The 20,003-nt window shown below is 36.8% G+C and carries 20 protein-coding genes; 17 read left to right on the top strand and 3 right to left on the bottom strand.

Annotation, left to right across the window (positions count from 1 at the left end; translation table 11 throughout):
* Window positions 1-31 precede the first annotated feature (31 nt).
* The 15 genes from ACJ2A9_RS05670 (at window position 32) to ACJ2A9_RS05600 (ending at window position 14,932) form a co-directional block, all read left to right on the top strand.
* The gene (locus ACJ2A9_RS05670) at window positions 32-799 is read left to right on the top strand and encodes a DUF502 domain-containing protein (protein ID WP_441420644.1); all 768 of its coding nucleotides are present in this window, start codon (window positions 32-34) and stop codon (window positions 797-799) included.
* Window positions 780-1,187, top strand: a complete 408-nt coding sequence (locus ACJ2A9_RS05665) for a cytidine deaminase (RefSeq protein WP_441420643.1) — start codon at window positions 780-782, stop codon at window positions 1,185-1,187. The genes ACJ2A9_RS05670 and ACJ2A9_RS05665 overlap by 20 nt, the downstream gene beginning before the upstream one ends.
* On the top strand, window positions 1,180-2,085 hold the full coding sequence (gene era, locus ACJ2A9_RS05660) for a GTPase Era (RefSeq protein WP_441420642.1): 906 nt from the start codon (window positions 1,180-1,182) through the stop codon (window positions 2,083-2,085). Before ACJ2A9_RS05665 ends, era begins: the two co-directional genes overlap by 8 nt.
* A 249-nt stretch (window positions 2,086-2,334) precedes the next feature.
* Entirely contained in the window at window positions 2,335-2,481 is a 147-nt protein-coding gene (locus ACJ2A9_RS05655) for a YqzL family protein (RefSeq protein WP_441420641.1), read from the top strand.
* Between the two features lie 28 nt (window positions 2,482-2,509).
* Window positions 2,510-3,256: a DNA repair protein RecO gene (gene recO / locus ACJ2A9_RS05650; protein WP_441420640.1), complete on the top strand. Its 747-nt coding sequence runs from the start codon at window positions 2,510-2,512 to the stop codon at window positions 3,254-3,256.
* Window positions 3,257-3,671: 415 nt separating this feature from the next.
* Window positions 3,672-4,562, top strand: a complete 891-nt coding sequence (glyQ, locus tag ACJ2A9_RS05645) for a glycine--tRNA ligase subunit alpha (protein WP_441420639.1) — start codon at window positions 3,672-3,674, stop codon at window positions 4,560-4,562.
* Window positions 4,555-6,639, top strand: coding sequence for a glycine--tRNA ligase subunit beta (gene glyS / locus ACJ2A9_RS05640; protein WP_441420638.1), 2,085 nt, complete (start codon window positions 4,555-4,557; stop codon window positions 6,637-6,639). Before glyQ ends, glyS begins: the two co-directional genes overlap by 8 nt.
* A gap of 255 nt (window positions 6,640-6,894) precedes the next feature.
* Window positions 6,895-7,548, top strand: coding sequence for a helix-turn-helix transcriptional regulator (locus tag ACJ2A9_RS05635; protein ID WP_441420637.1), 654 nt, complete (start codon window positions 6,895-6,897; stop codon window positions 7,546-7,548).
* Window positions 7,549-7,580: 32 nt separating this feature from the next.
* Window positions 7,581-8,405, top strand: a complete 825-nt coding sequence (locus tag ACJ2A9_RS05630) for a pyruvate, water dikinase regulatory protein (protein ID WP_441420636.1) — start codon at window positions 7,581-7,583, stop codon at window positions 8,403-8,405.
* Window positions 8,406-8,740: 335 nt separating this feature from the next.
* Window positions 8,741-9,202, top strand: a complete 462-nt coding sequence (locus ACJ2A9_RS05625; protein WP_441420635.1) for a YaiI/YqxD family protein — start codon at window positions 8,741-8,743, stop codon at window positions 9,200-9,202.
* Window positions 9,203-9,250: 48 nt separating this feature from the next.
* Window positions 9,251-11,065: a DNA primase gene (gene dnaG, locus ACJ2A9_RS05620; RefSeq protein WP_441420634.1), complete on the top strand. Its 1,815-nt coding sequence runs from the start codon at window positions 9,251-9,253 to the stop codon at window positions 11,063-11,065.
* 68 nt (window positions 11,066-11,133) lie between these two features.
* A complete protein-coding gene (rpoD, locus tag ACJ2A9_RS05615; protein WP_441420633.1) occupies window positions 11,134-12,252 on the top strand; it encodes an RNA polymerase sigma factor RpoD in 1,119 nt (372 codons plus the stop codon).
* 359 nt (window positions 12,253-12,611) lie between these two features.
* A complete protein-coding gene (locus ACJ2A9_RS05610; RefSeq protein ID WP_441420632.1) occupies window positions 12,612-12,968 on the top strand; it encodes a c-type cytochrome in 357 nt (118 codons plus the stop codon).
* A gap of 136 nt (window positions 12,969-13,104) precedes the next feature.
* Complete coding sequence (locus ACJ2A9_RS05605) at window positions 13,105-13,818, top strand: tRNA (adenine(22)-N(1))-methyltransferase (RefSeq protein ID WP_441420631.1); 714 nt, start codon at window positions 13,105-13,107, stop codon at window positions 13,816-13,818.
* Complete coding sequence (locus ACJ2A9_RS05600) at window positions 13,811-14,932, top strand: Nif3-like dinuclear metal center hexameric protein (protein WP_441420630.1); 1,122 nt, start codon at window positions 13,811-13,813, stop codon at window positions 14,930-14,932. The genes ACJ2A9_RS05605 and ACJ2A9_RS05600 overlap by 8 nt, the downstream gene beginning before the upstream one ends.
* A gap of 180 nt (window positions 14,933-15,112) precedes the next feature.
* On the opposite strand, the gene ACJ2A9_RS05595 is transcribed toward ACJ2A9_RS05600, so the two are convergent.
* The 3 genes from ACJ2A9_RS05595 to vrrA form a co-directional block, all read right to left on the bottom strand.
* On the bottom strand, window positions 15,113-16,048 hold the full coding sequence (locus tag ACJ2A9_RS05595; protein ID WP_441420629.1) for a 4-hydroxy-3-methylbut-2-enyl diphosphate reductase: 936 nt from the start codon (window positions 16,046-16,048) through the stop codon (window positions 15,113-15,115).
* 152 nt (window positions 16,049-16,200) lie between these two features.
* A complete protein-coding gene (locus tag ACJ2A9_RS05590) occupies window positions 16,201-16,698 on the bottom strand; it encodes a CarD family transcriptional regulator (protein WP_441420628.1) in 498 nt (165 codons plus the stop codon).
* A gap of 241 nt (window positions 16,699-16,939) precedes the next feature.
* Window positions 16,940-17,461, bottom strand: a complete 522-nt coding sequence (gene vrrA / locus ACJ2A9_RS05585; RefSeq protein WP_441420627.1) for a VrrA/YqfQ family protein — start codon at window positions 17,459-17,461, stop codon at window positions 16,940-16,942.
* A 162-nt stretch (window positions 17,462-17,623) separates the two neighbouring features.
* Here vrrA and ACJ2A9_RS05580 point away from each other — a divergent pair, with 162 nt between their 5' ends.
* Together ACJ2A9_RS05580 and ACJ2A9_RS05575 are read left to right on the top strand one after the other, a co-directional pair.
* Window positions 17,624-18,958, top strand: coding sequence for a DEAD/DEAH box helicase (locus tag ACJ2A9_RS05580; RefSeq protein WP_441421034.1), 1,335 nt, complete (start codon window positions 17,624-17,626; stop codon window positions 18,956-18,958).
* A gap of 100 nt (window positions 18,959-19,058) precedes the next feature.
* A complete protein-coding gene (locus tag ACJ2A9_RS05575) occupies window positions 19,059-19,949 on the top strand; it encodes a deoxyribonuclease IV (RefSeq protein ID WP_441420626.1) in 891 nt (296 codons plus the stop codon).
* The last annotated feature ends 54 nt before the right edge of the window (window positions 19,950-20,003 follow it).

The raw sequence follows: 20,003 nt of genomic DNA, 5'->3' as shown, positions 1-20,003 counted from the left end.
ATATCCGTCATGAGAGGAGCACCTTGCGTCCATGTGGAAGAAGTTACAAAGAAATTTAATTACTGGCTTTATATTTTTGTTGCCGGCAATCGGAACAATCTATGTCCTGCAGTTATTATTTACACTAATTGATAGTTTTTTAGGTCAATTTATTACCGATGTTTTAAAAGGGCTAAGGATCATTACTGTACACGAAGGGAGTATTTACTTTCTTGGTGTTTATACACCATTTTCAGATCGGCTACTCGGAATTGGCTTTATTTTAACAATTATTATTATTGCAGCCATTGGGGCCATGAGTCAAAAAGAAGAGGGCCGGAAAAAACTAGATCGAGTTGAGCAGTTTTTTAGGCGTATTCCCGTGGCCAATGTCGTATATACTTCTATTGACCAAGTGATTAATGCATTCACTCAAGAAAAAGCATCATTTAAGAAGGTTGTATTAATTGAATATCCACGTAAAGGAATTTATACACTTGGCTTTTTGACGGCTGAAACACAAGGAGAAGTTCAGAGACATACAAAAAAAGATGTCATTAATGTTTTTTTGCCAACAACCCCCAATCCAACGTCAGGTTGGCTGATCTTAGTTCCGAGAGAAGATGTAATTATCCTTGATATGTCGGTTGAACAAGGACTGAAGTTTATTATTTCAGGAGGTGTTGTTGTTCCCCCTGATAAATTAGGTGCTAAAGATCAATATAAAAAGACAGATGTAAAGTTTAATTCCTCTTTAAATGAAATAAATATTAATGTTCGTAAAAAAGCGGAAGGGAATGATGAGTATGATAGAAATTGATAAATTAATCGAAGAAGCAAAATCTGCCAGAGAAATGGCATATGTACCGTATTCAAAGTTTAAGGTTGGTGCAGCTATTTTAACAAAGGAAGGTAAGGTCTATCGAGGCTGTAATATAGAAAATGCTGCATATAGTATGTGTAATTGCGCAGAGCGGACTGCTCTCTTTAAAGCCTACTCAGAAGGAGATAAGCAATTTAGTGCCATTGCCGTTGTTGCTGATACAAAACGTCCAGTACCGCCATGCGGGGCTTGCCGGCAGGTTATTTCCGAATTGTGTGCGCAAGATACGAAAGTGATATTAACGAATTTACATGGTGATGTACAAGAAATGACGGTCGCGGATTTATTGCCAGGGGCCTTTTCAGCGGAGGATTTAAATGACTAAAGAAGGTTTCAAATCAGGATTTGTATCAATAATCGGACGTCCTAATGTTGGAAAATCAACATTGTTAAATCATGTAATCGGACAAAAAATAGCTATTATGAGTGATAAACCTCAAACAACACGTAACAGAATTCAAGGTGTATATACGGATCAGCAGGCACAGATTGTTTTTTTGGATACACCGGGAATACATAAGCCCAAGCATAAGCTTGGGGATTTCATGATGAAGGTTGCCCAAAATACATTAAAGGAAGTTGATTTAATATTATTTGTTGTTGATGCCAAAGAAGGATTTGGAGGAGGAGATCAATTCATCATTGATCGATTGGAACAAGTGAAAACACCGGTGTTCCTCGTCATTAATAAAATTGATAAAATTCACCCTGATGAGCTCTTTGAGTTAATTGATTTATATCGGACGAAATATGACTTTAAAGAAATTGTGCCCATTTCTGCTTTAGAAGGAAACAATGTTTCAACGTTATTAGAGCAAATTAAAGGCTATCTGGCAGAAGGACCACAGTTTTACCCTGCTGATCAAGTTACTGATCATCCCGAACGTTTTATTGTAGCAGAATTAATACGCGAAAAAGTTCTGCAACTAACGAGAGAAGAGGTACCACACTCTATCGCTGTGGCAATTGAGCAAATGAAGGAAAGACATAATGAAACGGTATATATAGGGGCAACAATTATCGTAGAACGTTCTTCGCAAAAGGGAATTATTATTGGGAAGCAGGGGAGTATGCTTCGAGAGGTCGGTAAAAGAGCGAGAACTGATATCGAATCATTGCTCGGCTCAAAAGTATTTTTGGAGTTATGGGTTAAAGTTCAGAAAGATTGGCGAAATAAACCTGGGCAACTTCGTGATTTCGGCTTTAGAGAAGATGAGTATTAAAAAAGCTGAAGTAAATCAAAACAATGGCTTATTGTATTGTAGCCATTGTTTTTTTGTAATGTCTAAAAGTATAATTATTATATAAAGTATGTTGAATGTCACTCGCTTAGTTTCGGTCTTTACTCGTTCTTTCAACTAAATAAAAAATAGTAAAATTTCCATCTCATGATTTTTCTTAAATAGGTCAAGATAATAACTATAAAGAAAGAGAGTCTAATAAGCTTTTTTATAAGAAAGGTGGAATCTCTTATGTTGGAATTTTCTTGGAAAGTGTTTTCAATGACGGGTAATATTGACACCTATCTTTTAATGAAGGAAATGGAGAGAGAGTCCGAGGATAATCATGGACCATTAATGATGGAAAACCAAAGTGAGATCGACACTTCAACAAATTAAATATAAATAATTGTTGTGGTGAATATGGATGCTGCAGAAAGCGGAAGCAATTGTCATTAGAACGACTGATTATGGAGAATCGAATAAAATCCTTACCCTTTATACAAGGGAATTTGGAAAAATTGGAGTGATGGCTAGAGGTTCTAAAAGACCAAAAAGTCGCCTCGCCTCACTCTCTCAATTATTTACATATGGAACGTTCCTTTTTCAAAAAAATTCAGGGTTAGGTCTTCTCAATCAAGGAGAAATCATTAATTCCTTTCGAGTGATACGTAATGATCTTTTTCATACAGCATATGCCGCATATATCGTTGAATTGCTAGATAAACTTACTGATGATCAAGAACGTAATCCTTATTTGTTTGAGCTTTTGTGTCAAACACTGACATTCATCAATGAAGAGATGGATGCAGAAATTTTAACTCGGATTTTTGAAATAAAAATGCTAAGAGTAGCTGGAATCTCCCCTCAACTTGATTGCTGTGCTCGGTGCTCTGCTCAAGACGGGGAGTTTGTTTTTTCGATCAAAGAGGCTGGATTTCTTTGTCACCGGTGCCGGCATATTGACTCTCATTCATTAAGTATTTCGACAAGTACAGCTAAGTTGTTACGTCTATTTTATCATTTTGATTTACAACGACTAGGGAATATTTCTGTAAAAGAAGAGACACGGGCGCAGTTAAAAAAAGTGATTAATACGTATTATGATGAGTATTCTGGATTAAGATTAAAATCAAAACGATTTCTGGATCAATTGGATAATATGTCGTTGTGAAAAAATTGAGCGATGTTGACAACGGTCTTTTTTTTAAGTATGATTTCTATTAACAAATTGATATGTGCTGTGAAGGAAAGGAGTACTTATGTTTCCATATAAAGCGAACCTAGGTTGGTGTGAGCTAGGGATATGGGTTATAAGGAAGGGCAGTCCTGAGCACGAATGCAGGAAAGTGGCTTTGTGTACAAAGCAAATAGGGTGGAACCGCGGGAAAAACTCTCGTCCCTATGCCAAAGATGTTTGGCATAGGGACGAGAGTTTTTTGTTTAGTTTAGAGTTGAAAGTTTAGAGTGTAGAGTTATTTGTAAGTAATTTCACGGATGCTTTACTTTCTTAAAATTTTAACAGAAGGTCTTTAACTCTAAACTCTAAACTCTAAACTCTAAACTATAAGAAAAAATGGAGGTATGACATGAACGTTCAAGATATGATTTTAACGCTGCAAAATTTTTGGGCGAAGCAAAATTGCTTAATTATGCAAGCGTATGATGTGGAAAAAGGTGCAGGTACTATGAATCCTATGACATTTTTACGGAGTATTGGTCCTGAACCATGGAATGTTGCTTATGTTGAGCCATCAAGAAGACCAGCTGACGGAAGGTATGGTGAAAATCCAAACAGACTTTATCAGCATCATCAATTTCAAGTTATTATGAAACCATCGCCTGATAATATTCAAGAGCTATATTTAGAAAGCTTAAAGGAATTAGGGATAAATCCATTAGAGCATGACATTCGTTTCGTGGAAGACAACTGGGAATCGCCAACGCTGGGTGCTTGGGGTCTTGGATGGGAAGTTTGGTTAGATGGAATGGAGATCACTCAATTTACGTATTTTCAACAAGTAGGTGGTATTGATGCAAATCCGGTTGCCGTTGAAATTACATATGGTATCGAGAGATTAGCTTCCTATATTCAGGAGAAAGAAAATGTATTTGACTTAGAATGGGTGAATGGATTTACATATGGTGATGTATTTTTACAACCAGAATATGAACATTCAAAGTATACATTCGAAGTATCTGATAGCAAAATGCTCTTTAATTTGTTCTCAACATATGAGCAAGAAGCAGAACGTGCATTAACTGAAAATCTCGTTTTTCCTGCGTATGATTACGTTTTGAAATGTTCGCATGTGTTTAACTTGCTCGATGCGAGAGGGGCTATTTCAGTAACGGAGAGAACAGGCTACATTGGCAGGGTTCGTAATCTAGCTCGAAAATGTGCGAATACGTATTACGAAGAGAGAGAACGATTAGGATTTCCGATGTTAAAAAATAAGGGGGGGAATGAAAATGAGTAAACGAGACTTTTTATTAGAAATCGGTCTTGAAGAAATGCCAGCCCGTTTTGTTACGGATGCAATGAACCAGTTAACAGAGAAGATCGCTGACTGGCTAACAAACGAGCGAGTAAAATTTGGTGAGCTTGAAGCTTTTTCAACTCCTCGTAGATTAGCTGTCCTTATTCATGATGTAGCTGAGCAACAAGAAGATATGGAAGAAGAAGCCAGAGGGCCTGCGAAGAAAATTGCTAAAGATGATGAAGGGAATTGGTCAAAAGCGGCATTAGGTTTCGCTCGAGGACAAGGTGTTGAGCCTGGAGATTTATTTTTCAAAGAGGTAAAAGGTGTTGAATATGTTTTTGCTAAAAAATTCACTGAGGGGAAAGAAACAGTGAACCTGCTACCTAAAATAGAGGAAATTATTAAAGGAATGAGTTTTCCAAAAAACATGCGTTGGAATGCTTATGATCTCCGCTTTGTACGTCCTATCCAATGGCTTGTCATTATGTTTGGGAATGATGTTGTTCCTGTGGAGATAACAAATGTACGATCAGGTCAACAATCAATCGGTCATCGTTTCCTTGGCAGCGAGATTGATATAGAAGCACCAGGCTCGTATGTGGAAGCACTAAAAGAACAATATGTCATTGTAGATCCAAATGAAAGAAAACAGTTAATACGACAACAGTTAATGACAATTGAATCTGAACAAGGGTGGACGATCCCGGTGGACGAGGCTCTTCTTGAAGAGGTTAATAATTTAGTTGAGTACCCAACTGCATTGTTTGGAGGGTTCGATGAAAGTTATTTATCCTTACCAAAGGAGGTACTCATTACTTCCATGCGCGAGCATCAGCGTTATTTTCCAGTTACAAATAAAGATGGGGAATTACTCCCTTACTTTGTAACAGTCCGCAATGGCAATGATAGTCATCTTGAAAACATTGCAAAAGGAAATGAAAAAGTGTTAAGAGCTCGTTTAGCAGATGCGCAGTTTTTCCATAAAGAAGACCAAAAAATGAAGATTGAAGACGCCCTGGCGAAGTTAGAAAACATTGTCTATCATGAAAGTCTCGGCTCAATTGGAGATAAAGTGCGCAGGATCCGTGACCATGCAAAGGCGATTGCGGAAGTACTTCAATTTAGTCAAAGTGAAAAAGGGCAAGTTGACCGAGCGGCTGAGTTGTCTAAATTTGATCTTGTTACACAAATGGTCTATGAATTTCCTGAGTTGCAAGGGCTAATGGGAGAAGAATATGCAATTATTGCAGGTGAAGAAGCTGCAGTTGCGAAGGCAATTAATGAACATTACATGCCGCGTTTCTCGGGAGATCGAAGTCCTGAATCAAATATTGGTGCAGCCGTAAGTATAGCTGATAAACTGGACACGTTAGTCACTTGTTTTGGAATTGGATTAATTCCTACAGGTTCTCAAGACCCTTATGCTCTTCGCAGACAAGCAGCGGGTATCATTCAAATTATCCTTGACAAAGGCTGGACTGTAGAATTTGACAATCTATTAGAAATTGCAATTGATAATGTTGAAAAGAGACAATTACTAAAGAAAGATAAAGGTGAAGTATTAGCTAATTTATTAGAATTTTTTAAGCTGCGTATTAAAAATACACTACAAGAGAGAAATGTTCGATATGACGCGATTGATGCAGTGTTATCTAGCAACATTAAACGTATCGATGTTGCAGTGAAAAAAGCTGAATTTTTGATGGAGCAGCTAAATGAAGCTGAATTTAAAGATACAGTGGAAGCACTTAGCCGAGTAACGAATATTGCTAAAAAGGCAGACGAGAAGGAGATTGTAATCGAGGAGCAGCTTTTCCAAGCGGATGAAGAAGTTAAGCTTTTTGCAGCTTACAAGGAAGTGGAGCTCATCGTAACTGAAGCTTTAGCAGAAGGGGACGTTGTTAGAGCATTTGCGGCACTTTCATCGCTAAGAGATGAGATTAACCGTTATTTTGATAAAATAATGGTTATGTCAGAAGATGAAAAAATTAAAAAGAACCGTTTGAGTCAGATGAAGCAGCTTTCAGATGTCATCACTTCATTTGCCCATTTTAACTCTATTGTATTTGCATAAAATATTCTAAAAAAGGGGATGTCTCATAGGTGACAGTTTTCCTCAACGTTTATAAAATATAAGAGGTTACATCACAATTAACTTCTATATTTGTATTCGAGGTGACTGTTACTTTGCAATTAAGGCATCTCCTTTTTCATCGTGATAATGAAAATACAGAAAATATAAAATATAGTAATAGTGTATTCTATTGTTTATAATTTTGCAGAATTAGTATATAATTATTGCAAAAAGCATAACACATTTAATTGTGTTATGGAGGCGGTGAGAATAATCGAACTTACTATACGACAAGAACAAATTTTAGATATTGTTAAATCAAATGGTCCGATTACCGGGGAGCAAATTGCCGAAAGGTTATCGTTAACTAGGGCGACGCTTCGTCCTGATTTAGCTATACTAACGATGGCTGGTTTTTTAGATGCTAGACCACGTGTTGGTTATTTCTATACAGGTAAAACAGGTTCACAAGTCTTATCAGAAAAAGTAAAAAAATTAACAGTTCATCATTACCAATCCATTCCCGTAGTTGTTAATGAAGCTTCTTCGGTGTATGATGCTATAGTAACGATGTTCTTAGAAGATGTAGGTACATTATTTGTAGTTGATTCAAAGTCATCTCTTCTTGGTGTATTATCAAGAAAAGATTTATTACGTGCAAGTATCGGAAAGCAAGACCTTGAAAGTATTCCTGTTAGTATTATTATGACTAGAATGCCTAACATAACAATGTGTACGAAAGATGATTTACTCATCGATGTAGCTGAGAAGCTGATCGATAAACAAATCGACGCGCTTCCTGTTGTTCGAAACACAGAAGAAGGTTCTGGCTTTGAGGTCGTAGGCAGGATTACCAAAACAAACATAACAAAAGCCTTAGTCGATCTTGCGAAAGATGAAGTAATATAAATCATTATTGATACCGTTATAAGGAGGTAATGATGGAAGGACTTAATAAATCCCCGATTGTATATGTTGTATCTGATTCAGTCGGAGAAACCGCTGAATTAGTAGTGAAAGCTGCCGCAAGTCAGTTTCATTATTCGGGAATCGAAATTCGACGTATTCCATACGTTGAAGATATTGGCACGATAAATGAAGTTATCGCGCTTGCCAAAGAGGTAAATGCAATCATCGCTTTTACACTCGTCATACCAGAAATGAAGAAACATCTTCTTGAACATGCTCAGGCGGCAGGAGTAGATACGGTTGACATCATCGGTCCTATGATTAATCAAATTGGAAAAAAGACAAAACTTGAGCCGCGCTATGAACCGGGTATTATTCATAAGCTTGATGAAGATTATTTTCGTAAGGTAGAGGCGATAGAGTTTGCCGTAAAATATGATGATGGACGAGATCCAAGAGGGATTGTCCGTGCAGATGTTGTTTTAATTGGCGTTTCTAGGACGTCCAAAACACCTCTATCGCAATATTTAGCTCATAAAAGACTAAAAGTAGCTAATGTTCCATTAGTTCCCGAAGTTGAACCACCAGAAGAATTATTTAAGGTATCACCAAAAAAATGTATTGGACTAACAATTAGTCCTGAAAAATTAAATGACATTCGTGCAGAACGTTTGAAAGCACTTGGATTAAAATCACAGGCAAATTATGCTAATATGGATCGGATTAAAGAAGAATTAGTGTATTCCGAGAAAATAATGAAAAAGATTGGTTGCACAGTGATTGATGTTTCAAATAAAGCAGTTGAAGAAACGGCTAATTTAATTTGGAATATGTTCCAGGGGAAAAGCAATAGTTAGGAAAGGGTACAAAGCTGTACTCTTTTTTTTCTGTCCAGAAGTATACACAGTATAGGTATGAACAAACTGAAAGATATCTAAAAACACATTATCTAATAAAATAGTGGTTAGAATTTAAAAAATGAACTATAATAGAATATTGTGAATTAAATTATTTCACATGGAAAGTATACATAAAACGAAAAAAGATCAAATAAAATAAAAAAGTCAAGACTTTTTCTTGTTTTTTTGGGAAAAGATAGTAGCAGTGGTACGATGAACTCTCGACAAAATTCTTGTATTTAAAACAAAAAATGAAAGAAGGAATCTTTAAGGAGATGTAGAATTAGTGAAATATGACGAAAAAAAGCAGAAAAGTTTTTGTTGATGCTGATTCTTGTCCGGTCAAGCAAGAGATCGTTGCGATTACGGCTGAAAACGATGTTGAGGCGGTTTTTGTAGCGTCTTATGCCCATATGAGTGAGCATGCTGATCAGAAATGGGTATTTGTAGACTGTGAAAGAGAAGAAGTCGATCTATATTTGATGAACAATGTTTCCCGAAACGACATAGTTATTACTCAAGATCATGCTCTAGCATCGATCTTAGTCCCTCGCGGGTCAATCGTCATTTCCCCGAGAGGAAAACAATATTTAGAAAAGGATATGCTAGGGTTATTGCATAGTAGACATATGTCACAAAAACAACGAAGAGCAGGGGGGAAAACAAAGGGGCCGACAAAGTTTACTGAAGCTGATCGCCAGTCCTTTTGCAATACATTAAAAAAAAATTTGATAAAAAAAGAAGGAATTTTGTAGAATAGCAAGAAAATATTTATTTCATTCCTTTTGATAGGTGATTGGGAAATGGGGAGTCGAATTTCAGAAGAAAAAATTGAGAAAATAAAAAAATCAGTGGACATTGTTGACCTCATCAGTGAATATATTCATTTGAAGAAACAAGGCCGCAATTACATAGGACTTTGTCCTTTTCATGGAGAAAATACTCCGTCATTTTCAGTGTCGCCTGAAAAACAATTATATCATTGCTTTGGTTGCAAAGCAGGAGGTAACAGCCTTTCCTTTTTAATGCAATTGGAAGGAATTAACTTTATTGAATCAGTAAAAATATTGGCTGAAAAGGCGAATATTCCCCTTCCGGAATTGGAAGTAAACCAACAATATGAAGGTTCTGATAAACGTAACGTTATGATAGAGGGGCATGAACTGGCAGTTAAGCTCTTTCATCATCTTCTACTAACTACTGAACATGGGGAGGTGGGGATTTCCTATCTGAGAAGCCGAGGTTTTACTGATGAAATTATTAATAAGTTTAAGATAGGTTTTGCACCGAACACTTGGGATACATTAACAAATTTTTTCATGAAGAGAAAGTACTCGCTGCCAATCATGGAGGAGGCGGGCCTTTTAGCGAAGAGAGAGTTTGATGGAAAACAATTTGACCGGTTCAGAAATCGGATTATGTTTCCTATTTGGGATAGTCAAGGCAAAGCAATTGCATTTGGAGGACGAATAATAGGAGAAGGTCAACCAAAGTATTTAAATAGTCCTGAGACATTGCTATTTAATAAGAGTAAAACATTATATGGCTTACATCTTGCTCGACCTGCGATAAGGAAGTTAAATCAAATTGTCCTTTTTGAAGGATATGTCGATGTGATTTCGTCCTGGCGGGCAGGTGTTGAAAATGGTGTTGCTACACTAGGTACAGCGTTGACAGAACAACAAGCGAAAATAATCAGACGAAATGCAGAAACAGTTATTATCTGTTATGACTCTGACCAAGCTGGATTACAAGCAACTTATAAAGCTTCGGCTATATTACAAGAAGCAGGTTGTTTTGTGAAAATAGCAAGATTGCCAGAAGGATTTGATCCTGATGACTTCATTCAAAAATATGGAGCTGAACGCTTTATAACGGATGTAATAGGGGCAAGTTTAACGTTAATGGCATTCAAAATGGAATATTTAAGAAGAGGGAAAAATCTTCAGGATGAAGGAATACGGCTGCACTATATTGAAGAAGTTCTAACAGAGATTAGTCAGCTCTCACGTTCGGTCGAACGCGATCATTATTTAAGACAGTTAGCCGAAGAATTTTCGCTTTCTTTAGATGCATTAAAACAAGAACAATATCAAATTTATCGTCGTCAAAAAGGGAAAGCTAAGAATCATACATCTCAAAAAATAGATGCACAGATCAAACGAAAAGAGTTCGCCCAAAAAAGGTTATTACCGGCATTTCAAAATGCTGAACGGATTTTACTCTATCACATGTTAAAAAACGATGAAATTGCCTTTAAAGTTCAAGAAAAACTAGGTGGTTCATTTCAAACAGAAGAACATGATGCAATTGCCGCATACTTATACGCCTATTATGCGGAAGGAAACAGGCCAGATTATAGTCAATTTATTCAGAAGCTGAACGATGAAAAACTCATTCAAATTACAACTGAAGTTGCTATGATGACGACAAATGAAGAATTATCTGATCAGGAATTATCTGACTATATTAAACTCATTAGCAATTACCCTAAGTGGATTGAAATCGAGGAAAAAGAAAAGCAAAAAAAAGAGGCTGAAAAAAAGCAAAATTATACACTAGCTGCCCAAATTGCCATGGAGATTATTCAGATGAAAAAAAATCTCTCTGGGGGTTAATTTTAAGCTATCGATATAAATAAAAATACAATTTAGCTGTGCTGTAAATTACGGAAGGAGGGGATCGAATGGCTGAGAAACCAATACGTCCTGTGGCGGAAGGCGAATTATCCATCGATCAAGTTAAAGAACAACTAATAGAACTCGGGAAGAAGCGTGGTGTATTAACCTACGCTGAAGTTACAGAGCGGCTGTCGGGGTTCGATCAAGATTCTGATCAAATGGACGAGTTCTTTGAAGATCTAGGCGAACAAGGGATTGAAGTGTTAAATGAGTCAGAAGATGGGCCTAATTTACAACAGGTTGTAAAAGAAGAAGAAGAGTTCGATCTTAATGATCTCAGTGTACCCCCTGGTATTAAAATAAATGATCCGGTTAGAATGTATTTAAAAGAAATCGGTCGTGTCCCACTACTATCAGCTGAAGAAGAAATTGAGCTGGCAAAAAGAATTGAAGATGGAGATGAAGAGGCAAAGCGCAGACTTGCAGAAGCGAACCTTCGATTAGTTGTCAGTATAGCTAAGCGTTATGTTGGCCGTGGGATGTTATTCCTTGATTTAATCCAAGAAGGTAACATGGGGCTTATTAAGGCAGTTGAAAAGTTTGATTATGATAAAGGTTTTAAGTTTAGTACGTATGCTACATGGTGGATCCGTCAAGCGATAACGAGAGCAATTGCAGACCAAGCACGAACTATTCGTATACCAGTGCATATGGTGGAAACAATTAATAAATTAATTCGGGTTCAACGTCAATTACTTCAAGATTTAGGCCGTGAACCAACACCGGAAGAAGTTAGTGAAGAAATGGATTTAACACCTGAAAAGGTTCGAGAAATTTTGAAAATTGCTCAAGAACCAGTATCACTGGAAACTCCTATTGGTGAAGAAGATGATTCACATTTGGGCGACTTTATTGAAGACCAGGAAGCACTAGCACCTTCAGATGCAGCTGCATATGAGCTCTTAAAAGAACAACTGGAAGATGTTTTAGATACTCTTACTGATCGAGAGGAAAATGTTCTAAGACTTCGTTTTGGTTTGGATGACGGTCGTACACGAACGCTAGAAGAAGTAGGAAAAGTCTTCGGTGTTACAAGAGAACGTATCCGTCAAATTGAAGCGAAAGCACTGCGTAAATTACGCCATCCAAGTCGTAGCAAGCGTTTGAAAGATTTCTTAGAATAGTAATAGTAAAACTTCGGGGTTTACTTCAGATAACTGGAGTAAACCATTCTTTTTCTTTTAATTATAATATCTTAAATAAATGTATGTTACTGGAAAATTTGTTTCTTGTCATTTATTTTACTGACTTTTTTGTTGTATTGCAAATGAGCGATTAGAAATTTCGGGTTTATTTAATGGTTGTCATGTAAACAAATGAACTGGAAACAATAACGGAGTCATATAAAATTGTTACAAAAGGCGACCAAATGTAGCAAAAATTGATATACCCCTTTTCTCTTTTGAGTTTTTCAAGTAAAATAAGGTAGTGATTATTAACTTGTCTATAGAATAGAAATTTTATTGTAAAGGAGGTAAAGCATATGAAAGGTAAACCACTTTACCCTTGGGCGGTTACAGCAGTAGTAGGGATTGTTGCTATGATCATTCTTTCCTTTGTAGGTTTAGGTCAAATGCCTACAGAAGAAGCTGAAGGCGATGCACCACCAGCTGAAGAACAAGCTACTGATGCAACAGGAACTGATGGTCCAGAGCTTGGATCTTGTGTAGGGTGTCACGGTGGCGATCTATCAGGTGGAGCAGGACCAGCATTAATTGGAACTGATCTTTCACATGATGAGATTGTTGATACGATTATTAACGGTGCCACTGGTATGCCAGGAGGTTTAGTATCTGAAGCAGAAGCAGATGCGATTGCTACATATATTTTAGAACAGTAATACAGTGGAAAGAAGGAGGATATATAGCCTCCTTTTTTTATTGGAATTATTTAGAGATTGACATTACTTGTATTAGTAAAATAGAAAAGCTAATATAAGAAAAGATAGACAAATACATAAATTGTGGTGAAATGTAATGAATGAATTAAAGTTATCTGAACGATTAAATAGTGTAGTTGAAAAGATTCCGGCTGGCGCTTTCATTGCTGATATTGGATCGGATCATGCTTATTTGCCTTGTTATGCTTATCTTCAAGGAAAAATTCGTGGAGGAATTGCTGGAGAAGTTAATGATGGTCCATTTCAATCAGCAATCTCTCAGGTAAAGAAATCAGGGCTTGAGCAAGTAATATCAGTTCGTAAAGGAAATGGGCTTGAGGTTATCGAAAAAGCGGAAGCAGATACCATTACGATTTGTGGTATGGGTGGAAGCCTTATTACCCAAATTCTTGAAGAAGGCAAGGGGAAATTAGAGGGTGTTCAAAGACTGGTTCTACAACCTAATGTAGCAGCTGATACAATAAGAGTATGGTTAAAAGATCATGATTGGGAACTGTTATCTGAAGATATTCTTGAAGAAGATGGAAAAGTTTATGAAATATTAGTTGCAGAACCTGGTCAAGGGGGGCGTCCCTATTCTGATCAAATACGGGTAGAATTACTGCTTGGCCCTTATTTAATGAAAAAGAAATCTGATGCTTTTAGAAAAAAATGGATGCTTGAAGTAAAGAATTGGAATAGGGTTTTACAGCAATTGGACAATGCGAATCAGACTGATGAACTCATTCAAAGAAAAGAGGATTTAAGGAAAAGAATAAATCAAGTAGAGGAGGTTCTAAGCGATGAGTAAGCCGATTCATGGTCAAACGTTAATTCAGGCATTTGAAAAGTTAGCTCCTAAATCATTGGCGGTTGAAGGGGATAAGATCGGACTCCAAATAGGGACATTAAATAAGCCAGTATCAAGAGTTATGATCACATTAGATATTTTGGAAAATGTGATTGATGAAGCGATCGAACATAACATTGATTTGATCATTGCTCATCACCCAGTTATCTTTCGCCCGCTAAAAAACATCAATACTGATTATTCATCTGGACGAATCGTTGAAAAATGTTTGAAGCACGATATTGCTGTTTATGCAGCACATACAAATTTAGATGTGGCTAAGGGTGGAGTGAATGATTTACTTGCGGAGGCATTACAGTTAGAAGACACTGAAGTTCTAGCTCCAACAACTGAAATAATTTTAAAAAAGCTTGTTGTATTCGTTCCAAAGTCACAGGCAAATCATGTGCGAGAAGCGATTGGAAATGCTGGTGCCGGTCATATTGGTAATTATAGTCATTGTACGTTTAATAGTGAAGGAACAGGTACATTTCTACCTGGTGACAATACAAACCCTCATATCGGTCAGTCCGGGAAATTGGAGTTTGTTGATGAAGTGAAGATAGAGAGTATTTTCCCAGTTTACTTGCAGAACAAAGTGATCTCCACAATGATTAAGGCTCATCCATATGAAGAGCCTGCCTATGATATTTATTCGCTTGATAATAAAGGTGAAAGTTATGGATTAGGACGAATTGGCACGTTACGTGAGTCTATGAGTTTAGAAGAATTTGCTAACCATGTTAAGAACGTCTTTGAACTTGATGGAGTAAGAGTTGTCGGTAATTTAAATGCAACGGTCAAGAAGGTCGCTGTGCTTGGTGGTGACGGGAATAAGTATATGTCAACAGCCAGGATAAGAGGGGCTGACGTATTTGTTACTGGAGATGTCTATTATCATGTTGCTCATGATGCATTAATGGAAGGTTTACATGTGGTTGATGCAGGTCATCATATTGAGAAAATCATGAAAGAAGGGGTAAGGCGTTACCTTCAATCATTTGTTGACGAAAAATCATACGAAACAGAAGTCATAGTTTCGAAGGCGAATACGAATCCGTTTAAATTCATGTAAGAATTTAAAATTAAGAATGTAGAATTTAGAATTAAGAATTATTAGAGGTAATAACCTTCGTAGCTAGTCGTTTATAAATTCCTTCATTGAGAAATAGCATACACCAATTCTTAATTCTACATTATAAATTCTAAATTATAAAATAAGAAAAATCCTCTAAAGAAGAGGATTTTTCTTATTTTATTTCACTTTTGGTAGAATTCGGTTTAGTTGAACTTTTTTCTCTTTTGTCCATGTTGATTCATCATTTGCATCAAATTGCTCCAGATATTCAATGACTTCTTTTGTAATAGGGGTTGGTGTAGACGCACCTGAAGTAACACCAACTATCTCTACATCATGTAGCCAATCGAGATTAATTTCTGTGACATCAGCAATACGGTATGCTGGTGTTCCTGCAATTTCTTGTGACACTTGAGCCAGGCGATTAGAGTTATTACTCTTTGGATCTCCTACTACTAGAACGAGGTCACAATCTTTTGCCTGTTCAGCAACAGCTTCCTGACGAAGTTGAGTAGCCATGCAAATCTCATTATGAATTTCAGCGTGTGGGTATTTTTCTACGGCCTTTTTCATAATATGTGAGACATCCCATTGGCTCATTGTTGTTTGGTTGGTTACGATTACTTTATCGGAGTCAATGGTTAATTGTTCAACATCTTCAACGTTTTCGACGAGGTGAACAATATCAGGTGCAATCCCAAGTGCACCCTCAGGCTCTGGGTGTCCTTTTTTTCCGATATAGATAATCTGGTATCCCTCTGCTTTTTTATCACGAATTAAATCGTGAGTCCTTGTAACGTCAGGACACGTTGCATCAACAGTTGTTAGTCCTTTTTCGCGAGCTAAACGTCGTACTTCTGGTGAGACACCATGAGCAGTAAATATAACTGTTCCTTTTTCTACTTTATTTAAAATTTCTACACGATTTGGTCCATCTAATGTAATAATTCCATCTTCTTCAAATGCTTCAGTTACATGTTTGTTATGAACGAGCATTCCTAGAATATAGATTGGTCTAGGTAAATCTAGGTTTTTTGCAGATTGGCGAGCCAGTACCATTGCATCAACAACGCCGTAGCAATACCCTCTTGGTGAAATTTTTATAACTTTCATTTTCTTTCCCCCTACACTAGAGTCATCACTCTATTCCGTTTCGTCCTCCATTATATCGGAGCTGAATTAATAAGACAACAACAGAAAACCTCCACTTTTTTAAATGGAGGTTTGTGATAAGAAATTCTTATCAATAAAGTATGCTTTCTTCATTACGCACCTTTGACTGATTGCAAGTTTTTATCGATAAATGAATACGCTTCTTCTTCACTCATTCCATTCATAAGAATAAGTTCACTTACGACAAATTGCTTTGCTTTATCAAGGTTTTTTCTGTCTTGAATGTGGAGTCCGTTTGTTCGCTCATTCTCTTTCAAGCTTAAATTTGCAATGACATGTGCTGCATCAATAATGCTTCCTGACTTCAGGAGATTTTCATTCTCTCTTGAATATTGTTTAGGGTTTTCATTTTTTGTTGGGGCTCCATTAGTTAATGCTGTTATAACGTCATTAAGCTGGTCTTCATCAATGACTCTTCTCAATCCAGATTGATCAATCCGGTTTTCTGGTAACATGAGAGTAACATCATTTAAAGGGAAATAGAGGACATAATAAGATAGTGTTTCCCCCAAAACTTCCTTTTCCTGTACTTCTTTAATTGTTCCAGCACCATGATAAGGATAAACTACGTGATCACCGACATTGAACATGAGCATTCCTCCACTTAATGTAATAAGCTAAGTGTAACATAAAAAAATATAAAAGTAAATTTTACTATGTAGATGAGAGTTGTGTCAATAATATTATTACCGGAAATATGTACTTTTATGAAAAAAGTTTAAAAAACGACATAAAATGAAAAGTGTCAGTAAAAGAATCTACTGACACTGGTTAAAAAGACTAGATTAGACCAAAATAATAGTAATGATATAAATGATAAACTAGGTATGGTTATACATATAATTTAGGTGAGGGTGTCGATTTCGGTTTGTTATTTCGTTTCTTAGGTCGAGCAGCTGTTTTTTTGGTGGTACCTTTTTTTCTTTTCCTTTTTGAAGGTTCTTTCGTTCCTTTTTTTGATGAAGAAGTAGAATCGTTGTTTTCTGTATTTGCATTTACTGCTTTTAATGCACGATACATTGTTGGTACGTTTCGTATAATAGGACCATATTGATCAATCATAGGCTTCACTTGCTGATAGACTCCGAATGCTCTTTGTGCATGCTGGAGCATTCCAAGTAGGTTACTCATTCCTCCTGCAGGAGCTGCAGATCCAGTAAATCCGGCTGGTACACCGGTTCGAGCTGCCCCTCCAAAAAGTCTGGACAGCAAACCGCCAGATTGCATTGGAACACCTGACTGCGGGGGGAAATGTCCTGCAGAGGGCATCATTGGAGGGAATCCAGCAGAAGGAAATGGATAGTGACCAGGATGAAACGATTGAACAGGAATTGGTGGACGTGTTGGAAACATATTGGTCTCCTTTCAATGGATATATTATATCTATAAATAGGTATATGCATGTTTTATTTGTTCGTGATGGTTATTTTCGTTTATTTCATGATAAAATATACTATTGAGCCTTATTTAGGGAAAATGTGAACTATTATAAAGTATGAGGAGAATTAAGTAATGATCAAACAATCAAATTTTGCACGGTTTAATTTGCAGTCTTTTTTAATTGATGCGATAGAAGAACAAGGGTTTTTATTACCTACTGAAATTCAGGAAAGGCTAATTCCAGCTATTCGTAATGGAGTAGATGCAATTGGGCAATCTCAGACTGGGTCCGGAAAAACATTAGCATTTCTATTACCAATTGTCGATCAAATTGAAGCAGGTCGGGATGAAGTACAAGCGGTGATCACTGCGCCTACAAGAGAGCTAGCCAGTCAAATCTATACTGAGCTTCAAAAATTATTGGAATTTTGTTCAGAAGATGAAGTCATTACAGCCAAATTGTTAGTTGGAGGTACTGACCGTGTACGTACTATGGACAAGCTAAAAAATCAACCACATATCGTTGTTGGAACACCTGGTCGTATTTATGATATGGTTAATAGTCAAGCCTTAAAAGTGTATACGGCGACAAAGCTTGTTGTTGACGAAGCAGATCAAATGTTAGATATGGGTTTTATTGCTGATGTTGATAAAATTGCTGCACGTATGGCTGAACAGATACAAATGCTCGTTTTTTCAGCAACGATTCCAGAAAAATTGCAGCCTTTTTTAAGGAAGTATATGAATAATCCTAGACATGTTCAAGTCAAACCAAAGGATGTAACGGCGGCAACGATTGACCATGTTCTTATACCATTACGGCATCGTGATAAGCACAAATTACTCATTGATGTGGCTCGGTTGTATAATCCATTCTTAGCAATTATCTTTACAAATACAAAGGAAAAAGCAGATGAAGTTGCTGATGCTATGGTAGCGGCTGGACTTAACGTTGAACGTTTACACGGGGATCTTAATCCTAGACAAAGAAAACAAGTCATGAGACAATTACAAGACGCCAAAATTCAATATTTAGTTGCAACTGACTTGGCTGCTAGAGGTATCGATATTAAAGGAATCAGTCATATTATTAATTACGAAATCCCAAAGGATTTAGACTTTTATATCCATCGTGTGGGGCGGTCTGCCCGAGCTGGAGAAAGTGGTATTGCTGCTACCATTTATGAGCCTTCTGATGATCAAGCAATTGCAAAATTAACAAAAAGAGGTATTTCATTTTCTCTAAAAGATATTCGCCAAGGGGATTGGGTATCGCTTGATCGAAAAACAGTGAAAAAAGAAGAGGAACAAGAGCAAAGAAAAACACCACAAAAAAATGAGCAGCAGGAACGAACGGGTGGAAAAGCAAAGGCGAAACAGCGTGCTGTAAAACCTGGCTATAAAAAGAAAGCAAAATGGGCGAAAGAAAAGCAAGCAAAAAGAGAAAGAAAGTTGAAAAAAAGGAAGTAAAATTTAATTTAGAATTTAAAATTTAGAATGTAGAATTACTTAAGGGTAACTTAGAGAAGTTCTTAAATAAATAGAAGAAATCAAAGGGAGTGGAGATAAGGTGATATTGGGTTCACATGTTTCAATGAGTGGGAAAAAGATGTTGTTAGCGTCAAGTGAAGAAGCGGTATCCTATGGCGCAAATACATTTATGATTTATACTGGTGCACCACAAAACACGAGACGTAAGCCAATAGAGGAATTAAATATTGAAGCTGGACTTGCACATATGAAAGAACATGGGATTGATGAAATTGTTGTTCATGCCCCCTATATTATTAATATTGCAAATACACAAAAACCAGAAACGTTTGAGCTTGGTGTCAATTTCCTTCGTTCTGAGATTGAACGTACAGAGGCGTTAGGTGCAAAGCAAATTGTCTTGCATCCGGGAGCACATGTGGGAGCAGGGCCAGAAGCTGGGATAAATAAGATAATTGAGGGGTTAAATGAAGTTCTTCATAAAGACCAAAAGGTGCAAATAGCATTAGAAACGATGGCTGGGAAAGGATCTGAGTGTGGTCGGAGCTTTGAAGAGCTAGCCAAAATCATTGATGGTGTTACTTTAAATGATAAGCTCTCTGTTTGCTTTGATACTTGCCATACACACGATGCCGGTTATGATATCGTGAACGATTTTGATGGTGTTTTAAATCAGTTTGATAAAATAATTGGGATTGATCGGATCAAAGTTCTTCATATCAATGATAGTAAAAATGAACGAGGAGCAAGAAAAGACCGCCATGAAAATATTGGTTTTGGACATATCGGTTTTAAAGCATTAAATGAAATTGTTCATCATCCACAATTAATGAGCGTACCAAAAATTCTTGAAACTCCTTATGTAGGGACCGATAAAAATAATAAAAAACCACCTTATAAACATGAAATCGAAATGTTAAAAGCAAAAGATTTTAATGAGCGACTACAAGCGGAATTACTTGAAGCATAAGTTGAATAAGCAGTACAAAACGAGACGAATGTTTGACGTCTCGTTTTGTGTTTT

It is taken from the genome of Anaerobacillus sp. MEB173, assembly GCF_052119505.1.
Lineage (GTDB): Bacteria > Bacillota > Bacilli > Bacillales > JBJMAU01 > JBJMAU01.
This window is presented reverse-complemented; position numbering and strand designations above follow the sequence as displayed.

What these genes read in the sequence shown, in the direction of transcription:
- recO (WP_441420640.1), top strand. Translation starts at nt 2,510, where the DNA reads ATGCTGCAGAAAGCGGAAGCAATTGTCATTAGAACGACTGATTATGGA.
- ACJ2A9_RS05625 (WP_441420635.1), top strand. Translation starts at nt 8,741, where the DNA reads ATGACGAAAAAAAGCAGAAAAGTTTTTGTTGATGCTGATTCTTGTCCG.
- ACJ2A9_RS05590 (WP_441420628.1), bottom strand. Translation starts at nt 16,698, where the DNA reads ATGTTCAATGTCGGTGATCACGTAGTTTATCCTTATCATGGTGCTGGA.
- era (WP_441420642.1), top strand. Translation starts at nt 1,180, where the DNA reads ATGACTAAAGAAGGTTTCAAATCAGGATTTGTATCAATAATCGGACGT.
- rpoD (WP_441420633.1), top strand. Translation starts at nt 11,134, where the DNA reads ATGGCTGAGAAACCAATACGTCCTGTGGCGGAAGGCGAATTATCCATC.
- ACJ2A9_RS05600 (WP_441420630.1), top strand. Translation starts at nt 13,811, where the DNA reads ATGAGTAAGCCGATTCATGGTCAAACGTTAATTCAGGCATTTGAAAAG.
- ACJ2A9_RS05670 (WP_441420644.1), top strand. Translation starts at nt 32, where the DNA reads ATGTGGAAGAAGTTACAAAGAAATTTAATTACTGGCTTTATATTTTTG.
- ACJ2A9_RS05610 (WP_441420632.1), top strand. Translation starts at nt 12,612, where the DNA reads ATGAAAGGTAAACCACTTTACCCTTGGGCGGTTACAGCAGTAGTAGGG.
- ACJ2A9_RS05655 (WP_441420641.1), top strand. Translation starts at nt 2,335, where the DNA reads ATGTTGGAATTTTCTTGGAAAGTGTTTTCAATGACGGGTAATATTGAC.
- ACJ2A9_RS05665 (WP_441420643.1), top strand. Translation starts at nt 780, where the DNA reads ATGAGTATGATAGAAATTGATAAATTAATCGAAGAAGCAAAATCTGCC.
- ACJ2A9_RS05630 (WP_441420636.1), top strand. Translation starts at nt 7,581, where the DNA reads ATGGAAGGACTTAATAAATCCCCGATTGTATATGTTGTATCTGATTCA.
- ACJ2A9_RS05605 (WP_441420631.1), top strand. Translation starts at nt 13,105, where the DNA reads ATGAATGAATTAAAGTTATCTGAACGATTAAATAGTGTAGTTGAAAAG.
- dnaG (WP_441420634.1), top strand. Translation starts at nt 9,251, where the DNA reads ATGGGGAGTCGAATTTCAGAAGAAAAAATTGAGAAAATAAAAAAATCA.
- ACJ2A9_RS05635 (WP_441420637.1), top strand. Translation starts at nt 6,895, where the DNA reads ATGGAGGCGGTGAGAATAATCGAACTTACTATACGACAAGAACAAATT.
- glyQ (WP_441420639.1), top strand. Translation starts at nt 3,672, where the DNA reads ATGAACGTTCAAGATATGATTTTAACGCTGCAAAATTTTTGGGCGAAG.
- vrrA (WP_441420627.1), bottom strand. Translation starts at nt 17,461, where the DNA reads ATGTTTCCAACACGTCCACCAATTCCTGTTCAATCGTTTCATCCTGGT.
- ACJ2A9_RS05595 (WP_441420629.1), bottom strand. Translation starts at nt 16,048, where the DNA reads ATGAAAGTTATAAAAATTTCACCAAGAGGGTATTGCTACGGCGTTGTT.
- glyS (WP_441420638.1), top strand. Translation starts at nt 4,555, where the DNA reads ATGAGTAAACGAGACTTTTTATTAGAAATCGGTCTTGAAGAAATGCCA.